Here is a 24,909-nt window from a genome sequence, read left to right as displayed (position 1 = left end):
GTGTCTTGACCAAGCTGGCGGATCCGAACGCCGAGATCCCGTGAATGCGGGCAGACGTGGCCGTCGGCGACGAGGGTGTCCTCACCCTCGTCGCCGACGGAATGTCTGCGGTGATCTCTACCCAGTGATCGACTGTCACCCTGCTACTTCCGGGCGGCGGCGACCTTCTTGCGCGGCGCCCGCCTGCGCGGAGCCTTCGCGGGCTCTTCCGCCTCCATGATCTGTGCCTGTTCGTAAGCAGCGGTGACCTCGGAGGAGAGGCGTCCTCGTTCGGAGACCTCGTAGCCGTTGGCGTTGGCCCAGGACCGGATCTGCTGGTTGCGTTCCCGGTCGGACGCGGTCGGCGCCGTGGATTGGCCGGTGGCGACGCGGACCTTGCGGCCGCCGGTGCGGCGGCCGGCGCCGATGTAGCGGGCGAGTTCGTCCCGCAGGGCGGCGGCGTTGTCGTCGGAAAGATCGATCTCGTAGGTGACGCCGTCGAGAGCGAACGGGACGGTGTGGGCGGCGGGGGTGCCGTCGATGTCGTCGAGCATCTCGACGAGGACCTTCTGGGCCATTCCTGCTCCTTGGAGAACGCTGACACTTTTGATGCGGCACGGTTGTGGCTAAGCGCACAAATCCGATGTTCTACTGTGGAGTATAGACATACTCGTTGCTTCCGCGAAGTTCGTCCCCTCCGCCAGGTGGAATCTATTGAGTTCATGGGACGGGTTGCTCTGGGGATCTCGGATCCTGCGGGAGGAGAGGCTACGGTGAAGGCGGAAAGCGTGACCGAGACCGCCGAATATCTGCAAGTTGCACGCGCGGAGCCTGTGTCGGCCAGTCCTGCGCAGCTGGCGCTGGCCGCCTCGCCTGTGTCTGGGGAATCGGTGACGGGTTTCGGGTTGGTCTGTTCGGAGTAGTGGTGGAGTTTGAGCTGAGCTAATTGGCGAATCCTGCCGGTCGCTTGCGACATCGGTGCGTCGGACGGCGACGAAATCAACGCAGCGGGTGACGAATGCGGGCTTGGCGGATGAGCTGGTTTTCGCTGCTCCGGCCGGTGAGTCGACCTCGGTGCTCAGAGATTTGGGGCGACGGTTCCATGTGGTCGCACGGCAGGTGTCGGCGGTGGCCTGGCTGATCTGTGGCGTGGCGTCGGCTGGCAGCAGCTGTGGGCAGGGAGGGGTGGGGGAGAACCGCCTCGTACGTCACCGGCAAGGTGACCTCATCGGCGAGACCGAGCGCCGCGTCGATGTCGGAGTAGCGGTCCCCGCGCCCCTTCGCCAGCGACCTGCTCAGCTCGAGCTGGTCGCACCACGGTGTTTCCTCCGCCCAGGCGCACAACCGGTCGACGATGTCCCACGGTCCCCCCCCCGTCTGGCGATCATAGGTCGAACCGATCACGTGTTCACGACGCGGAACGCGTCAAGCACCCGTTCCTTGGCGATCTTCCTTCGCATCCAGCGCGGAAAGGCCTCGTCCCGCGATTGACCGGCTGACCCCGTACGTTCCCGCCGTCAGCCCGGCCCCCGCGCCCAGCACCGTCAACGTGGGCACGAAGTTGCCCGTGTCGATCGAGTGCCAGGCCAGAATGGCGATGACCACCATGTTGACGATGCTCAGGCCGAGGGTGATCAGCTGCGTGATCCAAATCCGCGTGGAGAGCACCCGCTGGTGACGGGCGTGGTCCAGTTCCAGCTGCCGCTGGTGGCAAGCCTGCTCCCGGGCGAGCGCCATGACCTCGTCGGCGATGTGCGGAGCCTTGGCGTGCCATTCGGTGGCCTTCTCCCACGGCGCCAGCGTCTCCCAGGCTGTCCCTCTCGGAGGTCCCGCAGCGGCGGTCATGAAACCCCCTGAGGAATGGGAACCGGCGAGTCCGCCGCTTGCGCCAGCGGCTCCGGCGGTGGTCCGAGCCGGTTGAGCACTGTGTTCAATGCCTCGGTCGCGGACTCGATTCCCACGGCCTCACCGCCGGAATCCCGGCGTTCGCGCACCCCGGTGCGCTTTGCCAGCAAGGAACGCAGCCAGCGACGTGCGGGCTTCGGCGCCGTGTCCGGTGGATCCGGGCTTGCGCCTTCGACGCCGGTCGCGCCGGACACCGGCGGATGAAAGTCCTCCAGCGAAGTGAGGAATGCCCGGGAAACCTCTGGCGGAGGCGAATTCCGCACCGCCTCGCGCGCCCGGAGAACCGCCGCCAGTTCAGCCGAACACGCCGCGCAGTGCGCAATATGGGCTTCCGCCCGTTGTGTTGCCGAAGGCGAGAGGTCACCGACGACGTAAGCTTGCGTGGTTTCCTCTAGCAAGTGGGACTCCGGAAGTCCCCAACCCCGGGCTAGTTTCGATCGGGACTTACTCCCGGCATCGCCTGGCAGCGTTACGATTTCGCCCAGCACTGCCAAGATGCCGGCCTCGACAAACGCGCGGTCGAGGTTGTTGAGCGCGGAAATCTGGTGCACCAAGTCTCCGGCAGGGTGGGACCGGTCGAGGACTCCCGACGGCACGACGGAGAAGATCGAAGAGAGCGCATCGTAGAAGGTTTCCGGATTCGACCGGAGTTGCTCATTGACCCACCGTTCCTGAGTTTCGTCCATGTCGGGCCCTCCTTGACAACCAGAGCCGAGTGTAGTCGAGGCGACTGTCGACGACCCAGGCTCTCAATTCCAGACTGCCCCGCCGCGGCAACCGTGGATACGGCTCGCGAACGTAAGGGCGCTGACCTGTTCACCGCACGATTCGTTGCCCGGTTCAACCAAGCTTGACCTTCCTAACCGCCACGAGACGGCCGACGACACGGCTTACTGCCGCTCAGCTCAGGGGCGCTGAGGCGTTTGAGCTCCATCGCCAGGAAGGCGACGTCGTCGAGGACGTCGACGTCGAGCGCTCCCAGCTACTGCACCCTCGACGGCAGCGACTACCCCAGCCATACCGGCCAGGAAGTGGGTCGGCCTCCGGAAAGGGAGCGAGGTACAGGTGCCTGACGGAGCCGTCGCTCCGCGTTCGCCGAGTTCGGCCTTCGTGCGGTGTCCCATCAGTGCCTCTGGCCGGAAGCGGCGGACTCTGTTGTAACTGTCATAGCGTCGGCAGCGACTCCGTAAATCAGTACTGGAGGAGCAGTCAATGAGACGTTGGGTGATCTGGAGTGGCGTACTCGTCGCCGTGGCGGCCGCCGCCGTCGGAGGGTACCTCTGGCTGCGGGGCGGCAACGGCGCGACGAACGGCACCAGTGCCGATGCCGCAACTTCATCCTCGGCGCCGCCAGCGCAGCCGGGTTCGTCGATGACCGAGGCCAGAGCGCAACGGATCGAACGACAACTGGTCAGCCCAGATTCGAACGACGTGGCGGACGTCTTGGCGTCGTCAGTGAAGGCCGCCTACGTGAAGGAACCTGGCGCCTTGCTCCCCGCCGGCGCGATGATGCACCTTGATGTGGCCCGCGCCGAACAAGCCGGTCAAGACGTGCTGAGAGTTCCGGCAACCGTGACGGGGTCGACACCGGGCGCGTGGATCGTTCTGGTGATTCGAGAGAACGGCGAGTGGTTCGTGCTCGGGACTGAGCAGCCGTGAGAGGCATGCCCCGGACGATCCTGCTCGTAGCAGCGGTCGTCTCGACGTTGGTGGTCGCGCCTGTGCCGAGTCAGGCCGAGGCGGCGGATTGCACGAGCGGCTCGCTGGCCGGCCGTGTGCCGGTTCTGCTGGTGCACGGCTTCAACTCCGCTCCGAGCACTTGGGGCTTCGGCGACCAGCATCCCGGTGTGCCGTCGGCGGTGAAGCAGTTATGTAGTGCCACGACTCACGTCGAAGGTTTCGACTACAGCGCGGTCCACACCGAGTGGGTGACTGACAATCGGATCGGGCCCGCGTTGGCTACCGCAATCGCGGACTTGGCGCAGCGGTCGCGGCAGGCAGGCGGCCCCGGCAAGGTCGTCATTGTCGCCCATTCGATGGGTGGCCTGGCGACCCGATGTGCGCTGGATCCCGGCTGCGGTCACCGGTCGGTCCGCGATGACGTGGCCGGTGTGGTCACATTCGGTACGCCCAACCATGGGACATTCCTCAAGAGCTACGGGCTCTCGCTGCCTGAAGGCGTGTTGCTGCGTGCGCTCTCGGGGCAGTGTGTCCGACGGTTCGAGGCGTCGCTGTGCGAGTTCGTGGATGCCATCGCCACCAGCCCGGCTGCCCACGCCTTCACCCCAGGCTCGGGGGAGGAGAAGCGGTTGCCTCCCTGGCCGCAGAACCTGCCTACCCGAGCGGTCGCGGGAAAGATCACCCTGACGACCAGCCTCTTCGGACATGTTTTCCAACTCGGTGACGTCGGTGATGCCGTCGTGGGCGTGGAGTCCGCACACGGCGATGCCGGCGCCCGCGCCCGAACCGTCGACTGCGGCACGGTGGGAGTCGCCGCCTTTTTCAAGCTCCAAGCCGTTGTTGACATCAGCTGCACGCACGTGCGGGAACCCCGTGATCCACGATTCTTGGCGGAGGCCAAGCAAGTAATCGAAGCCGCACCGAAGGGTGCCGTATCGCACCCAGGTGGCACACCGTCGCTGACTTCAGCAACGATAAATCCGTTTGTGGGCACCTGGTTTGCCCACGGCGGCGGTCTCGACATTTCTGCCGATATGACCGGTCGGCAAAAGATTAGTATCGGACCGTGTGTCGTGGACAACCTGCCGGATACGCCATACTGCAATCAGGTGGTGTCGTATCGATTCACGGCCATGAACGCACAGGGCGCGGTTACCGGCACAGTCATCAAGGTCGGTTACGAGACGTGGGAAGGCGGCAGGCCACCGGCCGGCTTCAAGCCCGATGGCGACTTGGGCTTTCGCGTGGGTCTGCCGGTCACGCTGCGAAAACCCAAAAAGGACATGGTCACCGTCACCGCCGGTCCCGCTGCCGGCTTGCCGTTCTGCCAGCTGAACGGTGCCAGCGCGGCTGCCGGAGAGTGCGGAGCCTAGCTCGCCTCTGCCCGGGGCGTCCGGGACCACCGGGAAGCCGAGACCAAGACGGTGTGGGCCGAGGTGGCCTGTGATGATGTGGACACCGTGCCTGCGTCCCCTGACCGGTGAACGGTGACACGACCGAGCCGGCAGACGCCCCGGCCGTGCTGCGTGTGCTCCTGAGATGAGGGCAGAATCGTGGCGCCGAGCCGGAAGGAATGTAAGCTGATGTCCGTCCACGACAACCCCGACGAACCTGCGGCGACGACTCGCAGGTGGTGCGGCGGGTGGACGACGTGACCGGGGCGCGCGAGCAGCTGCCCGGCGTGCTGGACCAAGCACGAAGAGCTGCAGGTCGTGCTCCAGCTGCTCTGCCGCCAGGTCGTCCCGGCCATCCCGGGCGCCGACCTGGCCAGTATTCAGTTCTCGACGATGGCCGCCCGTACACCGTCGCGGCTATCTCGGACCAGGCCCGGGACGGCGACCAGGTGCAGTATGACGTCGACGGCGGACCGGCGGTCGAGGCGGCCAAGACCGGTAAGGTGGTGCGGGTCGCCGTGGCCGACGACGCCGCCGCCCGGAGTTCCCGGCCTCGGCGCGCGTCGCGCCGATCGGCAACTACCTGTCCACGCCGCTGTTCCTCGACGAGACGTTCTCCGGCTCACTGATCTGACGGTCGTCCGATCGAACCTGCGCTTCCAGGGCCGCCGCGTCGCCGACCTGGAAGTCAAACTCACCGATCCGGCCACGATGACATGAACCGCGACGATCCACTTCGCCCGAGCCTATGGTCCGGTCGCCGACCCCCTCGCGCGGCCGAGCCGCGTCGGGCGGAAGCTTGTTCGCCTCAATCGCGGGATCCAGCCTTAGCGTCTGTTATGTCGATTGGGATCTCCCTTGATCTATAGCTGCGATGCGTAGTAAGAGGAATTGTTGTTGAAGCTCGTCATTCCGGGCGTACATGTGGGGCGGATTGTCTCGATCGATCAGCTGGGGGAAATCGAGCACGTGGCCACTTCGGAGAGACACGATCAGGCAACCGATATTCTCAGGGCCACGTATGAATCCCCATCGCTGGTGACTCGGTTCATTTGGCGGTGACATTATGGGTGGACGCGAAAGATCGAATCGCTCGCCCGCGTCCAACCGAAGGCCGGTCTCCACGGATGTGATGGTGTATTCGCGAGAGCGTGAGACCTGGTCGACCCACCAAAGTTGTTGCTCACCGCCATTCGGCGACCACATGATCGGCTCGGCGCCTGGCGTATGGCGATGGTTAGTGTCGAGCGCCATGCCTTTGAATCGGTCGACAATCATAAACGGGCCGCGTGCTGCGGCTCGTCGTCGCCTCTTCGGCAATTGCATGTTTGATATGCCGACATCAAGGACCCCGAGGCGCAGTTTCAGATCAACCACAGGCTGGCGAGGTTCCGTCACCGATGTCCTCCTGCAGTCGACGTCGCTGTTTGTTGTGTAGTCGGCTGACGCAGATGCGCCGTTACGACGGACGATGGAAGGTGCACGTGTCTCGGCCGACCGTGGCGCACGTGAGGGGCGACTGAGAGCAGCTTAAGACTAGCGAACCTGCTGGTACTGCCAAGCCCGTCATCGCACCCTCGAAACTAATGACGCGCACTGGCCTTATCGCCCACTCCGCGGTCTCGCCCCAACGCCCGCGGCGGCGCGCTGGCGAGTGACCATCGGGCCAGTCGGGGCATCCCGAGTGCCGACTACCAGTGCGCCGACAGGCCGCTTTGCAGGTCACCTCAACAGGCGACCGTGATCAGCGCCACGCACCCGTGGCGGACTGTAGGCCTAGCATGAACGCTGGTCAGAGTGGCTGTACGGGGCGTCGCCGGTCGGTAAAGACCCCGACGATGCACGTCGCGATCAGGTGCTCCATCGCCTCGACCGTGAGCGTCGCGTCGGCCTCGGATCGGTGCGGCACCGCCCGGTCCGAACCAGTCCGCCCAGAGGACCCGCAACGTCTCGTAGGCGGGAGCTGTTCGAGGCGGCGTCGCCGGGCTGCTCGCCTAAGGGCGCTGCGGGCCGATGATCGAAAGGGTGTTGGTCTTGCTGCTCGTCACGTAGGCGTGGTGCGTGGTCGGGTCGACCGCGATGGAGCTCGGGTACTGTCCGACCGGCATCGTCGCGATGATCGAGTAGTTCGTCGTGTCGACTACCGAGACTGAAGTGTCCGAACTGCCCATGTACAGAACGTGACGATCGGGATCGACGGCGAGGCGGCCGGGCCGGCCGGGAACCGGAAATGTCGTGGTGACGGCGTTCGTGGACCCATTGATGACGGAAACGGTGTTGTCGTCGGAGTTGGACACAAAGACGGTGTGGGTGTCCGATGCGACGGCAATGCTGCTGGCGTTGTGCCCGACTTGAATGGTCGCCCGCACTGAGCGGCTGATTCCGTCGATCACAGTCACGCTGCCGACTTGGTTCACGCAATAGACCACGTGTGTGGTCGGATCGACGGCGATGTCCATCGGGCTTTCCCCAGCTGGGAGCACAGCCGAGACCGTGTTGCTCCGCTCGTCGATCACCGAGACCGTGTCGTCACTGTGGTTGGCGACGTAGAGCACACGGGCGCCGGGATCGGTGTCGGTGGCGTAGGGGGCGGAGCCCACGGGAATATCGGCTGTGACGGCTCCGCTTTCGCCGTTGACCACGGTGACGCCGCTACCGGCTCCTGCGGGATAGTGCGGCAGGTAGAGCGTGTGCGTCAGCGGGTCGACCGTGACGTCGAGGACGGTATCCGATCGGACCCGTGTCGAGAACGACGATATCCGCGCAGTGGTGCCTGTGTCGAACGTCGTTACATTGCGAGTGGAATCCATGGCGTCGTCGGCGACGAAAGCCCGCCGCAGGGTGGGATCGACTGCGACGCCGAACGGCTGGCTTCCCGTGGCGACTGTGGCGATCACCCCATACCGGACGGGGGCGACAGGGCCAGTACCTGTGCTCGGATCGCCGGTGGCTTCGGATGCGTCGTGGGCCGGGGACGGCGCACATGCCGTTGCGACGACGGCCAGCACGAAGATGACCAGACATCTGGTCCGAGCAGATGTGTTGTCTCGCGAGAACCTTCCGTTTCGCATGGCGTTGGTGTCGCTGGCGAGCCTGACGGCGCTACCGACGGCGACCCAATTGTTGCAGAACCTCGTGATTCGAGACTGAAGTGCCTGCCGGGAACACGCCCGCGGTGTGCTCCCGGCCCACAACGTCAGCCGGTCGCGAGGACCTTCAGGCTGGAGATTCCGCGCTGAACGTGGGCCTCTCGGCTGGACACGGACGCCTGGCCAGCCGCCGTTTGCACAGAACTCGCGATTTTCATCTAGAACTCCATGAGCCTCGAATTGAACAGCGGAGACCGCACTCCGCAGGACCCGGGCCCGGGGACAACAACAGCACCCTCGTTACCGTCTGCAACGCGGTCGTCGCGGGGCTGGCCAGCCTCTACATCACGACCCAGTCGGTTGCGGTGGTCGCCCTCGCCGCCGGCTTGCTTGTCGTTGTGGCGCTCGTCGGTGCCTACACCCGGCGACGCTGAGTTCGGACTGTGATGGGAGATTCCGTAACGGGGGGGGATCGCGGCGTGCACTCCCAGCATCCGCGGCCGTGCGTCGCGGACCCGCACCGCTCCCGGCGGGCGCCGTTGGTGCTGCGTGGCCGCCCGTTCCAGCGCCTGCAGCCATGGCCGCTGTGCCTGCTCGTCGTGGATGCCACAGGCGGCTAGAAACGTTATTACCGTCTCGGCCTCCGGCACGGATTTGGCGTTGAGCAGGTCACTGGCGGTCGACCGCGGCAGAGCCGGGCGTCGCCTGCCTCGCGCCGGCAGCTTCGCGGCGGCATCAGCAAGTCCCTGCAGGGACAATGACCGGTCACGGCGCAGCTGTTCGAGGGCATCAGCCAGTTGGGAAGCGTGCTGATCTCCGTCGGATCCAAGCCCACCTCCCGTCTGCCCGCGTCGCTGTCCGGAGAAGGCTGCCTGACAGCACCGGACACCGTACTCAGCCAAGCGGTAGCACCGTATCCTCCCTGGGCTACCCGTCTCAGGGTGGCGCTCATCCGGCAGCTGTGTCCGGGTCCGTATGGAGCCCCTGCCGGACCCCGTCCCCGGATGGTCGGCTGTTCCGCGAGCGCGGGCAGGCCGGGCTCGTGAACCTGAGGACAGGACACGATCATGTGGACGTTGTTGATCACACTCATCGCGCTGGTGCTGCTCGTCGCGATCGGCGCTGCCGTGGCGGTGGCGCTCGCGACCACCAACCATCAGCGCGCTCAGCGGGCGCTGACCCTCCTCGAAATCCTGCTTGGTGCCCTTTTCAACAGCAGCGGCATGCTCGCTGCAGTGATCCACCTGCACCAGGCCGGACTGCTGTGACGTCGCGACGAGGGACACTGTGCCGAGATCGGCGGGCACATTGCTTTACTGTAATTGCATTTGTCTCCGTGCAACTTGGTCAGGCTATTGGTGTTGATGCGGAGGTCGAGAAGGTGCGTCACGACCGGACTTTCGGAGCGGTACTCGCGGGATTGTCGAGTGTCCAGCTCGACATCGTAGGCGCAAACCCACCGCGACCTTCGTTGGCGATGTTCTCCCTGGTTAGCTTGCCGGGAGACGTCCTCGAGCCGGGGACTGCAACGGATCGTCTCTGGGGCTTTCTGCACTGCTGAGGGGAGGGCTGCCCGAGAGGAATGCCCGCCGCCTCGCGTCCCGTGATCAAGCCGGGCCGCTGCCGTTGAGCCGGCCCTCGCGGGGAGGGCACGTGCAAGAGCCGTGACTCTGCGCTACCATAGCCGCATGATCTCCCCAAACACGGGAGATATCCCACGGGTGGGGGTTCAAGTCCCCCTTTGAACACGCAAAGGTGGGAAATCTCCCGCGCAGTCGCGGGTTACCCAAGCTGCAGGTCGGTGGCGAACTCAACATGTTGCACTCGGGGGCGTGGTCAGCTGGCCGTGGCGGAAGTCGAAGTGCTGGGTTGGGCACCGGTGCACGTCGGCCAAGGTCATGTAGTTCTGGAAGAACGGGGCCCACCGGGTTGGGTAGTGCATGCCGCGGGCGAGTTCGATTTCGCTCTCGCCGTCCTGGGTTCCGCGCCGCGGTGGGAGCTGCGTCAGGTCGCGGGGGAGCGCATCACGGTGAGGGTCGCGGGGCCGAGCCGCAGGATTCCGTCGTCGAGCGGGGTGCAGCGTACGCCGCCGTGGCCGCGGAGCCCGCGGAACGCGCCGGGTGCCAGCACCACGTCCATCCAGGCGCAGGGGTGGGCGGGGCGGTGGGCCTGGAACCGGACTTCGCCTGCCCCGGAGTCGAGGCCGAAGACTGCGCCGGTCCCGCCTCGCGGGGCGGCCAGCTCGTCGACGGGAAAGCCGCGCACGACGATGTTGCGTCGCGGCAGGTGCGGGTCCGGCACCGCGGCGAGGCCGAGGTCCTGCGCGAGCACGTCGAGTGACTCGGCGGCGAAGAGGGTGACGGCGGCCCGGCGGTGGGCGGGCTGGTTGAAGTACCGGTCACCGACGAGCCCGAGCCCGGCGCGCACGGTCACCTCGTCGCGCTCGACGGGTTCGGGGTCGGGTCGCGGGCCGTCCGCGGGACGGCCTTCGAAAGCGTGCGCGGGGGAGACCTGGAGCGCGACGATCTCGACCGGGGTCGAGATCGCGCCGGGCGGTTCCGGCATGGGTCTCCTCGATCCGGGCCGGCGCGCGAACCGGAGTTCGCGCGCCGGTGTCCTCAGTGGCCGTCGGTGTCGTTGGTGAACAGGGTGCGGTAGTCGCCGTAGCCCGCATCGTCCAGGTCGTCGGCGTGGATGAAGCGCAACGACGCGGAGTTGATGCAGTAGCGCATTCCGCCCTGGTCGAGCGGGCCGTCGTCGAAGACATGGCCGAGGTGGCTGTCCCCGTGCAGGGAGCGGACCTCGGCCCGGATCATCCCGTGGCTGAAGTCCTCCCGCTCGACGACGTTCGACTTGGCGATCGGCTTGGTGAAGCTCGGCCACCCGGACCGGCTGTCGTACTTGTCGACCGAAGCGAACAGCGGCTCGCCGGACACGACGTCGACGTAGATGCCCGGCTCGTGGTTGTCCCAGTACGCGTTCGCGAACGGACGTTCCGTGCCGTCCTGCTGGGTCACGCGGTACTGCTCCGGATCAAGCCGCGAGACGGCTTCCGGATTCTTGTAGTACTTGGCCTGCTGAGGCACAGCTCTCCCTTCCCCGCCTTGCGGCGCGAAGCTGGCGCACCAGGTGAAACGCACCTGGACGTGCAGAGGTACAGACGTGCGGCGCACCCGCGCTATTCCACTGGGCGGCCGGCCGACGCGGGCGCGTTCTTCTTTCGTAAGGATTGGGTGGACGCGCCCGCCCGAGTTACTGTGCCGTCCCTGACACGGACGCCACTTGAAGGGAAACCACGGCCAGCACTGTGAAGGTGAAGGACAAAACGGCGCTCCGGCCTAGCAGGAGTGCGCCGGTCGGACCTGGTCGACAGGCGACGATCAGACGTCGACCCGGAAGTAGAGACCGTAGCGCGTCTCGAACTCGACGAGGCTCAGCTCGGGATGCAGGCGCAGCCGATCGTCTGCGTGCTCGCGACGCAGGCGATCGACGACGCCTTCGACGAGGTCACCGATCTTCCGGAGGTTGACGAGGGTGTTGTGGCCTCGGACAACGCTGTAGTCGTTGGGCCATGGCTCCTGCGGGAACGTGACCAACGGGGTGTGCTCGTCGTGGGCGAGTCTGAAGAGGTGCGTCCGCTCCGGACGTTTGGACGGGCTCGCCAGCGAGTAATCATGCGCCAGCGAGCATCGCAGCGCATAGAGCGCTTCGATCGACGCCGAATCAAGATCGGTGAAGCAGGCGAGTGCCTGATTGATGGCAGGACGGGACTGGACTATGGAAAAGTCGGCGAGCGTGAAGGTCTTGCCGATCTGGTCGAGCAGCACGAGGTAGGCCGTCGCTCCCAGCCACAACGTCGCGCTCTGCCTCACCAGGAGTCCCGTGGTGTCCCGTCCGGCCGCGTGCCGGGCGTCTCCGAGAAGAGCGTTGAAACTCGAGCGGTATTGCTGGCCGTCCACTGCGGGTACGTCGACCAGATGCCTGGCGATGGCTGCTCGGGTTTCGGCGGTCTGGGACTGCGTGGTGGCGCCTGTACTCATGAGGGATTCCTTTCCTGCTTCAGCTGAGCGGAGCCGAACAGGTCAGGATACGAGTACGCCGCAAGTCGGTTTCCGCAACGGCGTAACGCCGCCCGGTGCCCGGTCCGTTGGCTGCGGTCGGCTCACTCGGCTGAGCCTCACGGGGAACCGCTCGTCGGGACTTGGAAGCGGTGGTGGATCCCTCGTCCGGGTGGGTCGCCGCAGGGGCCGACGAGCTAGGATTTTCGTTCGAAACGCTCCAGGAACTGACCTGCGAGTTCCTGCCAGCCGATCAGGGGCACGTCACTGTCGATCATCTGCAGCGCGTAGTCGAGGTCGTCGGTGCTCTCCGGTGTCCAGTCGGGCTGTCGCGGACGAATGTGCCAGACAGTTTCTTCTTGGATCCAGTACAGGGCAAATACCTGCTTGTTCACATCAGCCCGTGTCATGACGTGCACGCCGTCCAGGCCCTTGGCCAAGTCAGTGTTGACTTGCGGGAACTGAGTTCGGTACGACCACGACCGCCACGCGCCGGCGAATGCCAGGTCGATCCTGACTTTGTCGTATGGCAGGGAGTCACGCCCCGAGGTGAGCAGGCCGAGTGCGGTCCCCTCCGATACAGCGTTGCGTTGACGCGCCGGTGTGAGTGGCATCGCTTCAATCTAGCCGACGCTGGTGCACAATCGACGGACCTGTCCGTGAGGAGTAGGAAAGTGAACCTGCGGCTCCACGATTACCCGTCGGCGGTCACCTGTAGTGGCTCCAAGTACCCAGAACGTGCTCAAGTGGCAGGGATCCGCTGGGTCGTGGAGCAACTGGACGCGGTCGGTGGTCAGATTCTGCTCTACGTCCCCAAAAAGAGTGACATCGAGAGAGCAGACCACCACATTGAGAAACTCTCGAAGGTGCCTGGCGTCGTAGTGGGTTCCTGGCAAAGTATGGGCGCGTGGTCCGGCGGCCCTGTGCTCGCAGCGTGGCCCAGCCGCAAGAAGCTGGCCGAGATCGCAGACGATCCACGCGTACGCGCGTTGTGCGTCATCCCCTGGGCGGACGGGGAGACCGATGCGTGGCAGATTGCCGCTGATCCGGAAAGGTTGTCCGGGGCCGAGCCCGTGCCGAACGCTGACGACGCTGCGCTGGATCCCGTGGTCAAGGTCGCCTTGGAGCACCTGTCAGCGATGGTTAACCATGCGAACCAATTGGCGGGCGCGCTCGACCATCGGGATGCGGTCGCGGTGCTCCGCATCCTGCACAAGGGAGGCTATCGGCTGCCGCGCGAAGCCGTGTACGCCTGGGCGCTGGCGAACGATTGGCCGGCGCGGGGCGCTGAACGGCTCCGTGAGCTGGCCGGCAAGATCGACGATGGGCGGACGGTGCAGATGAAGGGACCATCGCCGTTCCGGCCGGACGTCTTATCGAGTTGGCGGGCCGAAGCAGGCGAGGACAATTGACTTCCCGCAGCCGGCCGCCGATATGCCCGGCGGCGGGTTTGGAGGCGCCGGAGATGCGGCGACGTGGGGATGTCTGAGGTCGAGAGATGATCAATACCGGCAGCGTGGCAGACCTTGGGCGGCCGTCCGGTGCTGCTGCGTGCAGCGGGCGTACTGTCTCAGCCGCTGCCCAAGCAGACATACGGGCGGCGGAACGGATCCTGGGCTACCACCTGCGCCAAGGCTTGAGCCATCGGGCGGCCCCTGGCGATCTCGCGGTGGAGGCTTACCATGGTCTCCGAAGCCGGTTGATCACCGACCCGGTGCAGCGGGGCGACCACGCGCGCCGACCCGCGCAGCAGCAGAGCGCCGGCGAAGCCGAAAAATTCATCACCGAGGCGTGAGCGCGTTGCACCCACATCGCAAGCCACCAGAATGGCCTGCTGCGGACATCGGCGAAGCCGGGCGAGTTCGTAGGCGAACAGGGAGCCGTCGGCCAGTTCGAGGCGGGAGAACATGGTGTTGCCCGTCTCGTTGGTGCCATGGGCGGCCAGATGAGCCAGGCCGGCGCCCTCCATGTGTTCCAACACCTGGTCGACGGTTGCCTGCGGGCCGTTCAAGATCCGCGCGACCGGATGGAACCCGGACAACGCTGAGAGGTCTGCTCGGGATCCCTCGATTGCCGGGCCGCTCACCAAGGTAACCGACTGACTAGTCACGGGTGTTTCTTCGGCGAGTAGCCAAGCGGTTGCGGAAGGGGCGATGACGATCGGTCGTCCGGTGCAGGAGGGCAGGGTGCTCCAGGGCAGAGCGTTCAGAATTCCGGTCGGCACAATGACCAGCTCGCGGTCGCCGATCACATCCGTGATGGGCGTTCCGAGGATGTTGTCGAGCAGCGCCGCCCGCTGGGCCGCCGACCGCCGCACTACCTCGGTCAGGGGCTGGGGCAGGTTGTCCGGGGCGAGCGCGTCCACGTCGGCGGAAAGCTCCCGTATCAGCTGTTCGGCCTTGGACAAGGTGCCCAGCTGGACCAGCCTGGTCCGGGACCGCGTCACGACGACGGCCGAGAGCTTGTCCCTGCTGTGGCCCAGGATCACCAGGGCGCGCTCGCCCAGTCGGGCCTTGACCTCGTCGAGGGTCGCCACGGCTCGCGGGAGACCGAAGGGATCGACGGCTCTAGCGTGCGTGATCGCTTCTTGCTGAGCCCGAAAGTAGGCGGATCGCAGTTCAGGAGTCGCGCGATTTTCGCTCTCGGCGTTAGCGAGTTCCCGGGCCAGCGAGCGTAATCGGTGTGCCTCGACGGAGCCACTGGCCGCGTCGACAGTAGACAACGGCCGGTAGCGATAGGCCTGAGCCCTCGTCCGTTCCAGCCAGCCGAACACCGACCGCGGTCGCCCGTCGGCTAGCGCCAGGTCGACGGCCAACTGCCCCAGCTCGTACCCGTGCACGGCCACACCGGTCAACAGATCGAGGCCGCCTAGGCGATCACGGGCTCGGCCGAGCTCCGCCAGCCCCTGGCGAGCCTGAGCGAAAGCGCGCCGGTGATCCCCGCGAGCGACCGCGAGTTCGGCGTGACAGAGTCGCCACAGCATTTTGCGGTCGATCTGGGCCGTGGTACCGGGTGCACGGACGGTTCGAAGCAGGTCAGAGGCCTCAATCGGGGCGCGCTGACCGGCCAGCGCGAGCTGGACACCGAGCATCCGGGCCACCGACGCCTCGTCGGGCAGACCGGCTAATTCTAGGCGCTCGGCCAGGCCGACCGCGTCGTGGACTGATGCTCTCTTCACCCGGTCGCCGGAACGAACGAGCGCGGTCGCCGCGCGCAGCCGGGTCAACGCTGCGACCTCCGCCCACGCGTCGCTCTTGCGGCGGGCAAATCGGCGTTGTGCCGATTCAGCGAGGTGCCGCGCCTCTTCAGGCGACCCCAGCAGGAGCTTCGCGGCCGCGTTCGTGAGCTCGGCTTCCGCGAGGTCGTGCCCGGCTTTGCTCGCTCGGAGCTGCGGCAGCAGTTCGTCGAGCACGTTGTCGGCTTCTTCGGCGAGGCCCGCGGCGAGCAACCCCCGTGCCTGGTCGATCAGTAGCCGGGCGAGCCGGTCCGGCTCAGCCTCCCGATACCCGCGCTCGGCACGTTCGTAGCATTGCAGAGCTTGCGGGATATCGGCCTCCAGGAGCGCCAAGTCGCCGAGCATGTGCTGCGCGCGGGCCTCCACGGCCGACAGGCTGGCCTGTCGGGCGAGCCGGGCGCACTTTGCTAGATCTTGACGGGCAGCACGAAAGTCTCGCGTCGTCATTCGGGCCATGCCGCGATTGAGCAGCAAGCTGATCAGTGGGCCGCCAGTTCTCCCGACTCGTTCCCGGAGCCGGATCGCGGTGTCGTAGTGGGTAAGGGCTTCGGCGGGCCGGCCGAGGCGGTGGAGCAGCACAGCCAGCTCGGTCTCGAGGCTTGGCCTCAGATCTTGTTGGTCGGCCGGTGGAAGCTCGCTCAGAAGGGCCGCCGCGATCTCGAGGTGCGTGAGCCCCGCTGCTGGGCTGCGGCCGTGACCCGCGGCGTTGCCCAAAGCAACGCGCAAGCGCATGCGCTGGCCGGCTGTCGCTGGGGAGGCGGCTTCTTGCAGCTCGTCCAGCGTGCTGGCGAGCATTCGGTAGGTATGAGCTGGGTTGACGGTGACCAGGCGTTGCATCTGATCGATCCGATCGAGCTCAGTTCTCGGTAAGTCGACGGAATCGAACAGCCAGCTGAAGTCGTCGACCGGGAGAGTGGCACGGGGCCCATCGGGTGCGCGGCCGTCGGACCGTTCGAACTCCCGGTAGCGAAGCGATTCGGCTTCGGATTGGTATGCTTCCGAGACTGTGCGGGCGACCGAGGCATCGGTGTTCAGTGCGTCGAGGGCACGAATTCCTGAGTGAAAGCGTCCTAGGCGCGACTGGCCGGTCGACCAGCCGGCAACGAGGTCGGCGTCGAAGCCTTCGAGACCCAGCGTGCGCAGTGCCGTGTCCAGGAGCCACGGAGAGCGTTCGCCCACTTCCGCGGCAAGGTCCCGGAGCAACGTCCGTCGTTTGGTGATTTCCCGGATTGGCAGTTCTTCGGCGATGCCGATCGCTTCCGCGGCTAGCTCATCTGCCAGCCGTCCGCCCAGATCCAGGCCGTAGCGCCGCAACCGCAGGAGGGCGACGACAAGCTCCAGACGATGCAGCCGGTGCGGCTGAGTCTGCGGCAACCGTCGGATCTCCGTCAGCGTCTCCGTGACGAAGGACTTCGCTTCGGCTGCTCGTCCGACCTGTTCAAGTAGTCCTGCGGCGTCCAGAGTGAAGGTGACGAAATCGGCCACGGCGCCGTCGCGGGCTGCCCGGCGACGACCGGCGACCGCGACGTCCAGCGCTTCGACCGGTCGTGCGGTCAGCCTCAAAGCCTGGATCCAGAGTTGCCCCACGAGCGCGGACTCGTCTCGGTGGTCGTAGTCGTGGCCGTTGAGTTCGTGCAGGGCCTCGTCTCCGTTGCCTGCCTCGATGAGCTGGGAGGCCCGGCGGATCACGAGCTTGCGCCGAACTTCGGCGTCGGCCTGCAGCAGGTCCTCGTCGGAGACGCCCAGAGTGGCCGACTTCGATGCCAGGTAGGCCTTCGACGCGGGCGGAAGCTCCTGGACGGACTGGGTGAGGCGGCTCAGCACTGAATCGTCCCAGTGCTGGTCCAAGGTCACCCGGCTTTGGCCGAGCATAAGCCGGTGGTAGAGCTCTTCGGCGCGCGCCACCACACCGGTTCGGCCCCGGTAGAAACTAATCGCCGCTCGGTGGATCTGGTTGATGACATCCGCCTCGTCGGCGGCCAGCCGGCGCAGCATGGTCGATCGGACGTCGGCGCGGTGGATCACCGCCTGCTGCCCGGGCACCCGGGTGACAAGCATCGCCTCTCGGGCGAGCGCTTGGAACAGCGCTTCGGCGTGAGCGTCGTCCCGTACGGATAACCCGCACGGTCGCGCCAACACGTCACGGATCAGCTCGGGCGTGACCCTGCGCAGCGTGAGCCCCGGATGGGCGATCCGCCGGACGTCGGGGTCAGCGATATGGCCCAGAAGCCGCCGGTACAGCTCACCTTCGATCGTCCCGCGATGGAGGGCGATGTCCTGCAGCGCGCTGTCCCGCGGCGCGGAGCGCAGCACCGCGGCCGCGAGGTGCAGCGCCAGCGGGCTGCCACCGACCATGTCGACGACTCGCAGCGCCTCGTCTCGGCCGAACTCGCCCGGCAGCAGCTGGGAAAGGAGTTCGACCGCCTCGTTCGCCGGCAGTCCGATCAAATGGATCTGCCGGCCGCCGAGCCACGGAACCGGGGCCCGGCCCGCGATGATTAACTCCGGTCGTCGCAGCTGGATCTGCAACTCTGCGAGGAGGTCGCCGACGAGCTGCTGAATGGGTAGGTCACGTCGCTGGACCTCTTCGAAGGTGTCGAACACGACGATCGTCCGCCGATTCCCGGCGAGGTCGGCCAGCTCGGCCACCAAGCTCGGCAGCGTCGACCCCAAATCGCCGTCTGGGCCCGGACGGCCGGCTCCGCGTCCGCTGATCCTCATCAGCTCGTGACACCGCGTGGCGAGCGCCGCCGCGGCGTCGTGGCCTTCGGTCGGCTCGGCAAGCTGTGTGGTGAGCTGCCGGGCGATGGCGGCCACCAGGCTCACAGGCTCAGCCGGTTCCAGCACGCTGTTGTCGAAGTTGAGGTAGCCAATCAGCGTGCCGTCGCGGTCGGCCCCGGCGAGGAGGTACCGCGCGGCCAGCGCGGACTTGCCGATCCCGCCGGCGCCGTGCAGAAGCAGTGGACCGAGCCCGCCGCGGAACTGGTCCGCCATTTGCCAGAGCACGTCCTGACGTCCGACGAAGTGCTCTCCGGCCAACGCCCGCAGGGGCTCCAGGAGCTCACCCCGGCCAAGCTCCCGGACCAGCTCGTTCGTGTCTGGGGTCGGCACACCGGAGTCGCCCAGCCATCTCGCGAGCCAGGCCACCGCCCGGAGCCGGGACATCGGCAGGGTGTCGAGGTCGACGGGCGAGCCGCCGCCGACGTAGTGGTCGATCGCCCATTGGCGATCGTCTTCCGGCCGCTGGGCGATCGCCTTCCAGGCCGCGCGCACCCGGTCGGCGTTGGCCCTTCGAACAGCAGATCGGCGCACGGCATCGTGGAGTGCCCAGTGTCGGTGCCCGTCGCCGGTGCGCACGCGCGCCGACTCCGAAAATAGCTCTGCGCCGTCGGCGTGGGCCAGCTCGTCGCTGGTTCCTAGCCATGGCAGCTCGTAGTGCGACAACAGGGCCGCGCGTAGCCGGAGCTCCTCGATTTTCGCTGTCATGATCCGGTCCCGGGCCCGAAGTGGGCGTGGGCCGCGCGGCTGGCGGCCGCGCCCAGCAGCCGCAGATCGGTCAGGTCCGCTTCGGCGACGACCCGGTCGACGAGCTCAGCCAGGTGCTGTTCGGGCAGCTCCCGGCCGATGTGCTGGGCGATGCCTCTGAAAAAGCCGTGGACGTGAGCCCACGTGAGGTCCGCGAGCTCCTCGTGTCGGAGTACCTCGAGCACAGCAGGGGAGAAGTCGCCTGGATGGCCGGTCACGATCAGCCGCGTCTTCGGCAGCTGCCCAGCCTCGACCTCCTTGGCAAGCTGCGCTACAGCAATACGGACGGCGGGCTGCACCGTCGGACGGTCCAAGCCATCGACGAAGATCCAGCGCAAGCGACGGGGGAGCTGGGCGTACCGGCCGACGAAAATGTTGACGAGCTCGCGCGCCTGTCGGGACTCTTCAGTGTGCGGATCCACCTCAAAGTTCGCGGCCAAGCCGAGCCTGGTGGCCAGGATCGTCATGAAGCCTGCCAGCTCCACCCGGTCGTAGAACTCGTCTTCCATGTCGATAATTAAGAAATCGCAGACGAGAGCGGGATCGTTGGCGATGTGGCCGATGAGGTGCCGGCTGTAGGACTTCCCGCTGCCTGGCTCACCGGTGATCGACAGCACGGGATAGTCGTACTCAGCCAGATCTCGGAGATGGGCGCGAAGCTCGCGCCGGTCGAGCAGGGCCCGGGCGCAGCCGGGGCCCAGCAGGTGCGACAGGTGTCGGTCCGCGGAAGAGTACCAGTTCGCGCCGGAAACGCGGGCGGCGAGGACGGTGTCAAGCGCCCCCGCAGTGGCGGGCTTGCGGCACTTCACCAGATCGATCAGCTCACCGAGCTTCCCGGCATCGGCGCAGTCGCGCGTGATCACCGGCCACAACGCACCGGCCTTCTGATCCCAGTGGATCTCCTGCGGCGGCAGGCCCACCGTGGTATAGATCTCGATGAGGTCGTCGACGCGGTAGTAGGCGTCGCCGAGCGTCTTGTGCAGCAAGCGCGCAGTCGCGTCGTGCCACTTGGGGTCGTCGATCCAGCGGGTCATGCTACGCCTGCGCGAGATCCACGCCGAGTTCGACGAGCCGTTCGGTCACCCGGCTCGCCCGACGACCTTGGTTGCGGAAGGCCACCCCGTCCTCGCCGTTCGTACGGACCCATTGGTGGTGCAGTGCGATCACCCGCCAGTCGCGGTCGAACACCGGCGATCCCGACGAACCGGCTTCGGTGTCTGTCCAGTACTGGATGACGTCGTCGTCGACGTGCCGGACCAAGTTGTGGTGCAGCGCGAGCTTTTTGGGTAAGCCATGCGGATGCTGGACGATCGAAACGCGGTCACCGACCGTGACCGGCGGGATCGCGGTCAGGGAGAGAATCGGCACATCGTCGGGCAAGGGCGCAGAGACCGAGACGACGGCGAAATCATGTGCGGATTCGCCCTTGATCGAGGTCGGAGTGCACTCCACGGCCAATGGCTCGAGCAGCGTGCCGTCGGTGCCAAGCTCGTAACGGAACTCGGCCAGCACCCGGGTTGCCGGCGACTCCTTGTCCGCATCGAACAGCACGTGATGGTTCGTCAGGATCGTTGAGACGCCGATCCGGAACCCGGTGCCGTGGAAAAGCCGGGATCCGTGGGCGACGGTCAGTCGGCAAACGGCCTGCGAACAGCGAAGGCCGCGTTCGAGAAAGGAAATGTCGAGCAAGGTTTCTTCGTCGGCGAATATCTGCCGTTCGGTGTTGTCGCCGGTGAAGTTCCGCCAGCGGGTATCGGTCGCCGCGAGCGTCGACGGCCGGTCGGCGGGGAGGTCCGCGCCGAGTACCGGAGCGTCCCCGAGCAATTCGCCGATTCGTCGCCCGAGCGCGGCACGGCGCTCCACTGCTAGCGAAATGAGCTGTCGTATGACGAGTTGCGCGGCGGCTTCGTTCAGGACGTCGAACCACATGCGGTGGGCGGGCTGCCCCCAGGCGACCGCCGTGGGCGGAACACCTGATTCGACGGCCAGGGGCTCGATTTCCTCTGGCCGATAGAACGCCGAACCCAGCACCCCGCGCAGCTCGCGCAGCCGCGGATCGGTCCAGTCGAGCGGGTAGCCATCCAAAAAATCCGTCATGCCTGCGCAACCTCTCTCGGATCCCCCGGCCGATCGGCTCCACAATAGCGGGGGCCGCGGATCGCGGTGCGCGTCACCCGTCGGCGCCCGTAACGTCGTCTCCGCCGGGGATGGACGAATGCGGGTCTTGCCCGTCGACTGTCTTAATCCACGGCCCATCGCCGCATGACTGGCCCCATACTTACCCCATGAGGAGCTTATCGGTGCAGGTCAGCTGAGTATGTGATGAACCCCTGGATGTCGTCCTCGTTGGCGGCGCAGCTGGTCCAGCAGCCTCTTCGCCCGGATGATGATCGATGCGCCCTCGGGTACCCCGGCAGCTGGCTCGAGGCGCGCAAACTGATGAACGAGGCCGCCGCAGAGAACGCTGATGAGTTGGCTGAGAGCGGCGCTTACCAGCTCACACTGGTCGATGCGGCGGACAGCCCTACAAGCATTTCAAGATCGACCGGTCGCCGGTGGCCGCGTATCTCAGTGTCGGCTTGGCGCACCGCCCGTGCTCGGCGGTCGCCAAGGTGGCTGGCTGGGGAAGCGACCAGTCGAGGGTGCCGTCGTCGCGTTAAGTAGGTCGCCAATCTACGGCATTCACTCAAGCTGCAGGTCGGTGGCGAACTTCAGGTTGGGGTTATAGATCAACTCGGTCCTCGGACACAGTATTACCCCACGGATCGCGAAACGCGATTTTGAAGCTGGGCAATCGTATCTCAGTCGGCGACATCGAACGCCTCGTACTGGTCCTTCCCGGTCGCGGTTAGTGTCGGGTCCGGAGCGCTGTCCCGGTCGGCCGACCGGCCCCGACCTGGACCTGGTCGAGGCGTGGTGCGGATTTCGACGTCGACAAGCTCACCATCGCGCAACTGCTCAGGAAGAGAGCAAACCGAACAGCGCTTGCCCCAATGGTGGTACGCCGATCCGCGTGCACAGGTCCGTGGCCCGCCGCGACTCGGTTTCCGCGACCGCGGGTAAGCGGGCTGCGGCGAGTGTGAGCCCCAGCACGTGGTGGGCGTGTGCTTCGCCAAGCCGGTGTCCGGTCTCCCGTTGGATCGTGACCGCCTGCGATGCCTCTGGCAGTGCGCGGTCGATCCGGCCGAGGTCGAGGTGGGCCATCGCCAGGATGGTCAATGCCTGGGCCTCCAGCACCCGGTACTCTCCCCGCCTGCTGAGGTTCAGCACCTGGCGGGCGTACTCCACCCCTTCGGTCGGCTGGTCCCGGTGGCAGTGGGCAAGGCTGATCAACGCCTCGATCTCCGGGTAGCGGTTGCCGGCCGTGACCGCCACCGTCAGCGCCTGCCAGGCGTGGTCGATCGCGGCTTGGTGGTCGCCGAGCCGCAGGCAGATCGTGGCGGGTGTGTTCAGCGCGACGGCCTCGGCCGGGCGGTCTGCGACCTCGGCGGCTAGGGCGACGGCTGTGACGGCGATGGCGTAGACCTCGCGGCTGCGCCCCGGGTCGCGGAACACTCCGGCCAGGATGGACAGTGCGTCGGCTTCGCCGCCCTGGCTGCCGAGCTCCCGATACCGGCGCACCGCGGTGGTGAGCAGGTCGAGCGCGGTGTCGAACCTGCCCTGTTCGTGGGCGAGCTTGCCGAGGCTGGTGTGGCCGTTGGCTTCCGCGATGGGGTACGAAATCCGGCGGGTGATGGCCATCGAAGTCGTGACGTGCGCGGCCGACATCCGCAACCGGCCCAGCTCGCGGAGGATGACCGCGAGGTTGCCGAGGTTCGCCACCTCGCCGTGGGCGTTCCCAGTTCGCCTGTTGAGCACAAGAGCGTGAGTGAGGTGGGGAACGGCGTGCTGGAGCCGCCCGGACTGCCAGTGGACGACACCGAGATTGTTCTCCACGGCTGCCTGTCCTGCCAGTCAGCCGATGCGGTGCGAGATGGCTAGCGCCCGGTTGGCGTGCTCGATGGCCGACCGGTAGTGACTCGTGCGCATCCAGGCGTTGGCCAGGCTGAGCTCGCAGGCGGCCTCGGCCATCGGGTCGCCGGTCGCGCGGGCCGCGGTCAGGCCGTTCTCTGCCACGGCCAGCCAGTCCACCGCGAACATCCGCAGCGTGAAGTAACCGTGCAGGACGTCGGCGAGCGCCCACGCGGTCGGCTTCGGTCCCCGCGCCGCCGCTCGGACGACGATGGCGATCAGGTTGTGCCGTTCCGCGTCGAGCCAGCGCAGCGCCTCGGTGGGGTCCGGGAACGCCGGCGTCCCAGTCGGTGCCGGGCCGGGGAGCGACAACCGCGGCATGTGGGGGTAGAGCACCCGCGCCGCAGCGTCCGCCGTGTGCAGGTACGAGTCGTACAGCCGGGCCGTCGCCTCCCGGGTGCCGATCTCACCGTCTTCGGCGACGGCGCGGTCGGCGGCGTAGATGCGGAGCAGGTCGTGCAGCCCGTATCGGCCCGCGGCGCGCTCTTCGACCAGATGGGCGCCGCCCAGCCGGTCGAGCGAGCCGGCTGCCTCGTCGGGTGTCGCGCCGGTGAGCGCGGCCGCGGCGGCCGGAGTCACGTCGGGGCCGGGCACCAAACCCAGCAACCGGAACAGCCCGCGCTCCTTATCGGGCAGCGTGGCGTAGGACAGGTCGAAGGTGACCCGCACGCCGTCGCGCTCATCACCCTCCGCCGCCAGGACGGCCAACCGGTTGCCGGTGCGCATGCTGGCCGCGCAACGGGCCAGCCCACTCGCGCGACGGGTCACGTTCGCTCCGGCGATGCGCAGGGCCAACGGCAGGTGGCCGCACAGTTCGACCAGTTCCGCCGCGGCGTCCGGTTCCTCGGCCGCCCGTTCGGTGCCGACGAGGCGTTCGAGGAGCGCACCGGCCTCATGAGCGGTGAGCACGTCGACGGGCACCCGATGGGCACCGTCCCGCGCGACCAGACCGGCCAGCCGGTCGCGGCTCGTGACCAGCGTCAGGCAGCCGGCACTGCCCGGCAACAGGGGCCGGACGTGCTGGGTGTTCCTTCCGTTGTCCAGGACCACCAACACCCGCTTGTCCGCGAGCAGGCTGCGGTACAGGGCGGCCGCGTGGTCCGTCGCCACCGGCACCTGGTCGGGCGCACAGCCCAGCGCGTACAGGAACCCGGTCAGCGCCTCGATCGGGCGCAGCGGGTGGTCGACGGCGAACCCGCGCAGGTCGACGTACAGCTGCCCGTCGGGGAACTCGTCGCGCACCCGGTGCGCCCAGTGCACGGCCAACGCGGTCTTGCCGACACCGCCGGTCCCGGTGATCGCCACGAGCCTGAGTGGGGTACCGGCGGGGCCACCCGCCTTGCGCAGCACATAGTCCAGCTCGTCAAGCTGCTCCGCGCGACCGGTGAAACCCGCGACATCGGCGGGGAGTTCCGCCGGCGTCGGCCGGCGCAGCCCGGCGCCGGGGCCGTCCCCGGGGAGCTGCTGCCACAGCACCTACTGGTGTGCGGCCCGCAGCTCGGGACCGGGCTCGATGCCCAGCTCGGCCACGAGCCTGACCCGCACCTCGGCGAACAACGCCAGTGCCGCCGCCTGCTCGCCGGCTTTGGCCAGCGCGAGCCCCAACCGGGCAGCCACCCCTTCGTGCAACGGTTCCTCGTGGGCCCGCAGCCGCGTGAGCGCCCGTTCGCCATGCCTCGGCTCGACGGCCAGGTCCGCGTAGGCCAGGACGGCGGTCACGTGCCCGCGGGCCGCCGCGACCGCAACGGGGTGGTGCCGCAACCGTTCGCCGAGGTCCCTCGGCGTCGCCATGGTCCAGTGTCGTGGCCGGCACCATCCACCTCGACACCTACGTCGACGCACCCAACACCGACGGCTGGCACGATGAGGTCGACCCCTACACCCACGTGGATCGGGTGAGGACCGGCCGTGGGGGGGGCCCGGGGGCGGGGCCCCCCGCGGGGTTTGGTGGGGGGCCCCCCCCGGCCCCCCCAAAAACAACGCCGAACAACCCGGTTCGCCGGTCAGGGGCAGGGTGGCGCGTAGTCCAGGCC

Annotated in this window: 19 protein-coding genes; 4 read left to right on the top strand and 15 right to left on the bottom strand. The window is 67.1% G+C overall.

The genetic code is table 11. The annotated features are described in order from the left end of the window. Positions 1 to 143: 143 nt before the first annotated feature. The 3 genes from ABZW17_RS40855 to ABZW17_RS40845 form a co-directional block, all read right to left on the bottom strand. Complete coding sequence (locus ABZW17_RS40855; RefSeq protein WP_354826563.1) at positions 144 to 557, bottom strand: Lsr2 family protein; 414 nt, start codon at positions 555 to 557, stop codon at positions 144 to 146. A gap of 847 nt (positions 558 to 1,404) precedes the next feature. Beyond that, complete coding sequence (locus ABZW17_RS40850) at positions 1,405 to 1,824, bottom strand: hypothetical protein (RefSeq protein WP_354826561.1); 420 nt, start codon at positions 1,822 to 1,824, stop codon at positions 1,405 to 1,407. Continuing rightward, a complete protein-coding gene (locus ABZW17_RS40845) occupies positions 1,821 to 2,570 on the bottom strand; it encodes a zf-HC2 domain-containing protein (RefSeq protein WP_354826558.1) in 750 nt (249 codons plus the stop codon). The genes ABZW17_RS40850 and ABZW17_RS40845 overlap by 4 nt, the downstream gene beginning before the upstream one ends. 526 nt (positions 2,571 to 3,096) lie before the next feature. On the opposite strand from ABZW17_RS40845, the gene ABZW17_RS40840 reads away from it, so the two are divergent. Together ABZW17_RS40840 and ABZW17_RS40835 are read left to right on the top strand one after the other, a co-directional pair. Next, entirely contained in the window at positions 3,097 to 3,543 is a 447-nt protein-coding gene (locus tag ABZW17_RS40840) for a hypothetical protein (protein ID WP_354826555.1), read from the top strand. A gap of 5 nt (positions 3,544 to 3,548) precedes the next feature. Further along, positions 3,549 to 4,937 carry an alpha/beta fold hydrolase gene (locus tag ABZW17_RS40835; RefSeq protein WP_354826553.1) on the top strand — a complete coding sequence of 463 codons (1,389 nt, stop codon included), beginning with the start codon at positions 3,549 to 3,551 and terminating at the stop codon, positions 4,935 to 4,937. 858 nt (positions 4,938 to 5,795) lie between these two features. On the opposite strand, the gene ABZW17_RS40830 is transcribed toward ABZW17_RS40835, so the two are convergent. Together ABZW17_RS40830 and ABZW17_RS40825 are read right to left on the bottom strand one after the other, a co-directional pair. Further along, positions 5,796 to 6,236 carry an RICIN domain-containing protein gene (locus ABZW17_RS40830; RefSeq protein ID WP_354826599.1) on the bottom strand — a complete coding sequence of 147 codons (441 nt, stop codon included), beginning with the start codon at positions 6,234 to 6,236 and terminating at the stop codon, positions 5,796 to 5,798. A 716-nt stretch (positions 6,237 to 6,952) separates the two neighbouring features. Continuing rightward, positions 6,953 to 7,966 (bottom strand): YncE family protein, encoded by a 1,014-nt coding sequence (locus ABZW17_RS40825; protein ID WP_354826551.1) that lies wholly within the window; start codon positions 7,964 to 7,966, stop codon positions 6,953 to 6,955. 1,148 nt (positions 7,967 to 9,114) lie between these two features. Between ABZW17_RS40825 and ABZW17_RS40820 the strand changes: the two genes are divergently transcribed. Beyond that, on the top strand, positions 9,115 to 9,315 hold the full coding sequence (locus ABZW17_RS40820; RefSeq protein ID WP_354826549.1) for a hypothetical protein: 201 nt from the start codon (positions 9,115 to 9,117) through the stop codon (positions 9,313 to 9,315). Positions 9,316 to 10,051: 736 nt separating this feature from the next. Here the strand turns inward: ABZW17_RS40820 and ABZW17_RS40815 are convergent. The 4 genes from ABZW17_RS40815 to ABZW17_RS40800 form a co-directional block, all read right to left on the bottom strand. Continuing rightward, entirely contained in the window at positions 10,052 to 10,612 is a 561-nt protein-coding gene (locus tag ABZW17_RS40815; protein ID WP_354826547.1) for an MOSC domain-containing protein, read from the bottom strand. 53 nt (positions 10,613 to 10,665) lie between these two features. Beyond that, positions 10,666 to 11,133 carry a peptide-methionine (R)-S-oxide reductase MsrB gene (gene msrB / locus ABZW17_RS40810; protein WP_354826545.1) on the bottom strand — a complete coding sequence of 156 codons (468 nt, stop codon included), beginning with the start codon at positions 11,131 to 11,133 and terminating at the stop codon, positions 10,666 to 10,668. Between the two features lie 294 nt (positions 11,134 to 11,427). Continuing rightward, the gene (locus ABZW17_RS40805) at positions 11,428 to 12,087 is read right to left on the bottom strand and encodes a hypothetical protein (RefSeq protein ID WP_354826543.1); all 660 of its coding nucleotides are present in this window, start codon (positions 12,085 to 12,087) and stop codon (positions 11,428 to 11,430) included. A gap of 215 nt (positions 12,088 to 12,302) precedes the next feature. Then, positions 12,303 to 12,719, bottom strand: a complete 417-nt coding sequence (locus tag ABZW17_RS40800; RefSeq protein ID WP_354826541.1) for a hypothetical protein — start codon at positions 12,717 to 12,719, stop codon at positions 12,303 to 12,305. Between the two features lie 60 nt (positions 12,720 to 12,779). Here ABZW17_RS40800 and ABZW17_RS40795 point away from each other — a divergent pair, with 60 nt between their 5' ends. Beyond that, positions 12,780 to 13,517: a hypothetical protein gene (locus ABZW17_RS40795; protein WP_354826538.1), complete on the top strand. Its 738-nt coding sequence runs from the start codon at positions 12,780 to 12,782 to the stop codon at positions 13,515 to 13,517. Between the two features lie 158 nt (positions 13,518 to 13,675). Here ABZW17_RS40795 and ABZW17_RS40790 read toward each other — a convergent pair whose 3' ends face one another. The 6 genes from ABZW17_RS40790 to ABZW17_RS40765 form a co-directional block, all read right to left on the bottom strand. Beyond that, the gene (locus ABZW17_RS40790) at positions 13,676 to 18,826 is read right to left on the bottom strand and encodes a CHAT domain-containing protein (protein ID WP_354826536.1); all 5,151 of its coding nucleotides are present in this window, start codon (positions 18,824 to 18,826) and stop codon (positions 13,676 to 13,678) included. Further along, positions 18,823 to 19,899, bottom strand: coding sequence for a hypothetical protein (locus ABZW17_RS40785; protein ID WP_354826534.1), 1,077 nt, complete (start codon positions 19,897 to 19,899; stop codon positions 18,823 to 18,825). The genes ABZW17_RS40790 and ABZW17_RS40785 overlap by 4 nt, the downstream gene beginning before the upstream one ends. 1 nt (position 19,900) lies before the next feature. Beyond that, positions 19,901 to 20,962, bottom strand: coding sequence for a trypsin-like peptidase domain-containing protein (locus tag ABZW17_RS40780; RefSeq protein ID WP_354826532.1), 1,062 nt, complete (start codon positions 20,960 to 20,962; stop codon positions 19,901 to 19,903). An 861-nt stretch (positions 20,963 to 21,823) separates the two neighbouring features. Then, positions 21,824 to 22,801: a tetratricopeptide repeat protein gene (locus ABZW17_RS40775; RefSeq protein ID WP_354826529.1), complete on the bottom strand. Its 978-nt coding sequence runs from the start codon at positions 22,799 to 22,801 to the stop codon at positions 21,824 to 21,826. Positions 22,802 to 22,819: 18 nt separating this feature from the next. Then, positions 22,820 to 24,352: an NB-ARC domain-containing protein gene (locus ABZW17_RS40770; RefSeq protein WP_354826526.1), complete on the bottom strand. Its 1,533-nt coding sequence runs from the start codon at positions 24,350 to 24,352 to the stop codon at positions 22,820 to 22,822. Next, positions 24,353 to 24,667 carry a BTAD domain-containing putative transcriptional regulator gene (locus ABZW17_RS40765; RefSeq protein WP_354826524.1) on the bottom strand — a complete coding sequence of 105 codons (315 nt, stop codon included), beginning with the start codon at positions 24,665 to 24,667 and terminating at the stop codon, positions 24,353 to 24,355. It lies immediately after the preceding gene. Between the last annotated feature and the right edge of the window lie 242 nt (positions 24,668 to 24,909).

Source organism: Amycolatopsis sp. NPDC004625 (assembly GCF_040609695.1).
In the GTDB taxonomy this organism is placed as follows: domain Bacteria; phylum Actinomycetota; class Actinomycetes; order Mycobacteriales; family Pseudonocardiaceae; genus Amycolatopsis.
This window is presented reverse-complemented; position numbering and strand designations above follow the sequence as displayed.

What these genes read in the sequence shown, in the direction of transcription:
- ABZW17_RS40790 (WP_354826536.1), bottom strand. Translation starts at nt 18,826, where the DNA reads ATGACAGCGAAAATCGAGGAGCTCCGGCTACGCGCGGCCCTGTTGTCG.
- ABZW17_RS40785 (WP_354826534.1), bottom strand. Translation starts at nt 19,899, where the DNA reads ATGACCCGCTGGATCGACGACCCCAAGTGGCACGACGCGACTGCGCGC.
- ABZW17_RS40835 (WP_354826553.1), top strand. Translation starts at nt 3,549, where the DNA reads ATGCCCCGGACGATCCTGCTCGTAGCAGCGGTCGTCTCGACGTTGGTG.
- ABZW17_RS40855 (WP_354826563.1), bottom strand. Translation starts at nt 557, where the DNA reads ATGGCCCAGAAGGTCCTCGTCGAGATGCTCGACGACATCGACGGCACC.
- ABZW17_RS40780 (WP_354826532.1), bottom strand. Translation starts at nt 20,962, where the DNA reads ATGACGGATTTTTTGGATGGCTACCCGCTCGACTGGACCGATCCGCGG.
- ABZW17_RS40845 (WP_354826558.1), bottom strand. Translation starts at nt 2,570, where the DNA reads ATGGACGAAACTCAGGAACGGTGGGTCAATGAGCAACTCCGGTCGAAT.
- ABZW17_RS40805 (WP_354826543.1), bottom strand. Translation starts at nt 12,087, where the DNA reads ATGAGTACAGGCGCCACCACGCAGTCCCAGACCGCCGAAACCCGAGCA.
- ABZW17_RS40840 (WP_354826555.1), top strand. Translation starts at nt 3,097, where the DNA reads ATGAGACGTTGGGTGATCTGGAGTGGCGTACTCGTCGCCGTGGCGGCC.
- ABZW17_RS40800 (WP_354826541.1), bottom strand. Translation starts at nt 12,719, where the DNA reads ATGCCACTCACACCGGCGCGTCAACGCAACGCTGTATCGGAGGGGACC.
- ABZW17_RS40850 (WP_354826561.1), bottom strand. Translation starts at nt 1,824, where the DNA reads ATGACCGCCGCTGCGGGACCTCCGAGAGGGACAGCCTGGGAGACGCTG.
- ABZW17_RS40830 (WP_354826599.1), bottom strand. Translation starts at nt 6,236, where the DNA reads ATGATTGTCGACCGATTCAAAGGCATGGCGCTCGACACTAACCATCGC.
- ABZW17_RS40815 (WP_354826547.1), bottom strand. Translation starts at nt 10,612, where the DNA reads ATGCCGGAACCGCCCGGCGCGATCTCGACCCCGGTCGAGATCGTCGCG.
- ABZW17_RS40765 (WP_354826524.1), bottom strand. Translation starts at nt 24,667, where the DNA reads ATGGCGACGCCGAGGGACCTCGGCGAACGGTTGCGGCACCACCCCGTT.
- ABZW17_RS40820 (WP_354826549.1), top strand. Translation starts at nt 9,115, where the DNA reads ATGTGGACGTTGTTGATCACACTCATCGCGCTGGTGCTGCTCGTCGCG.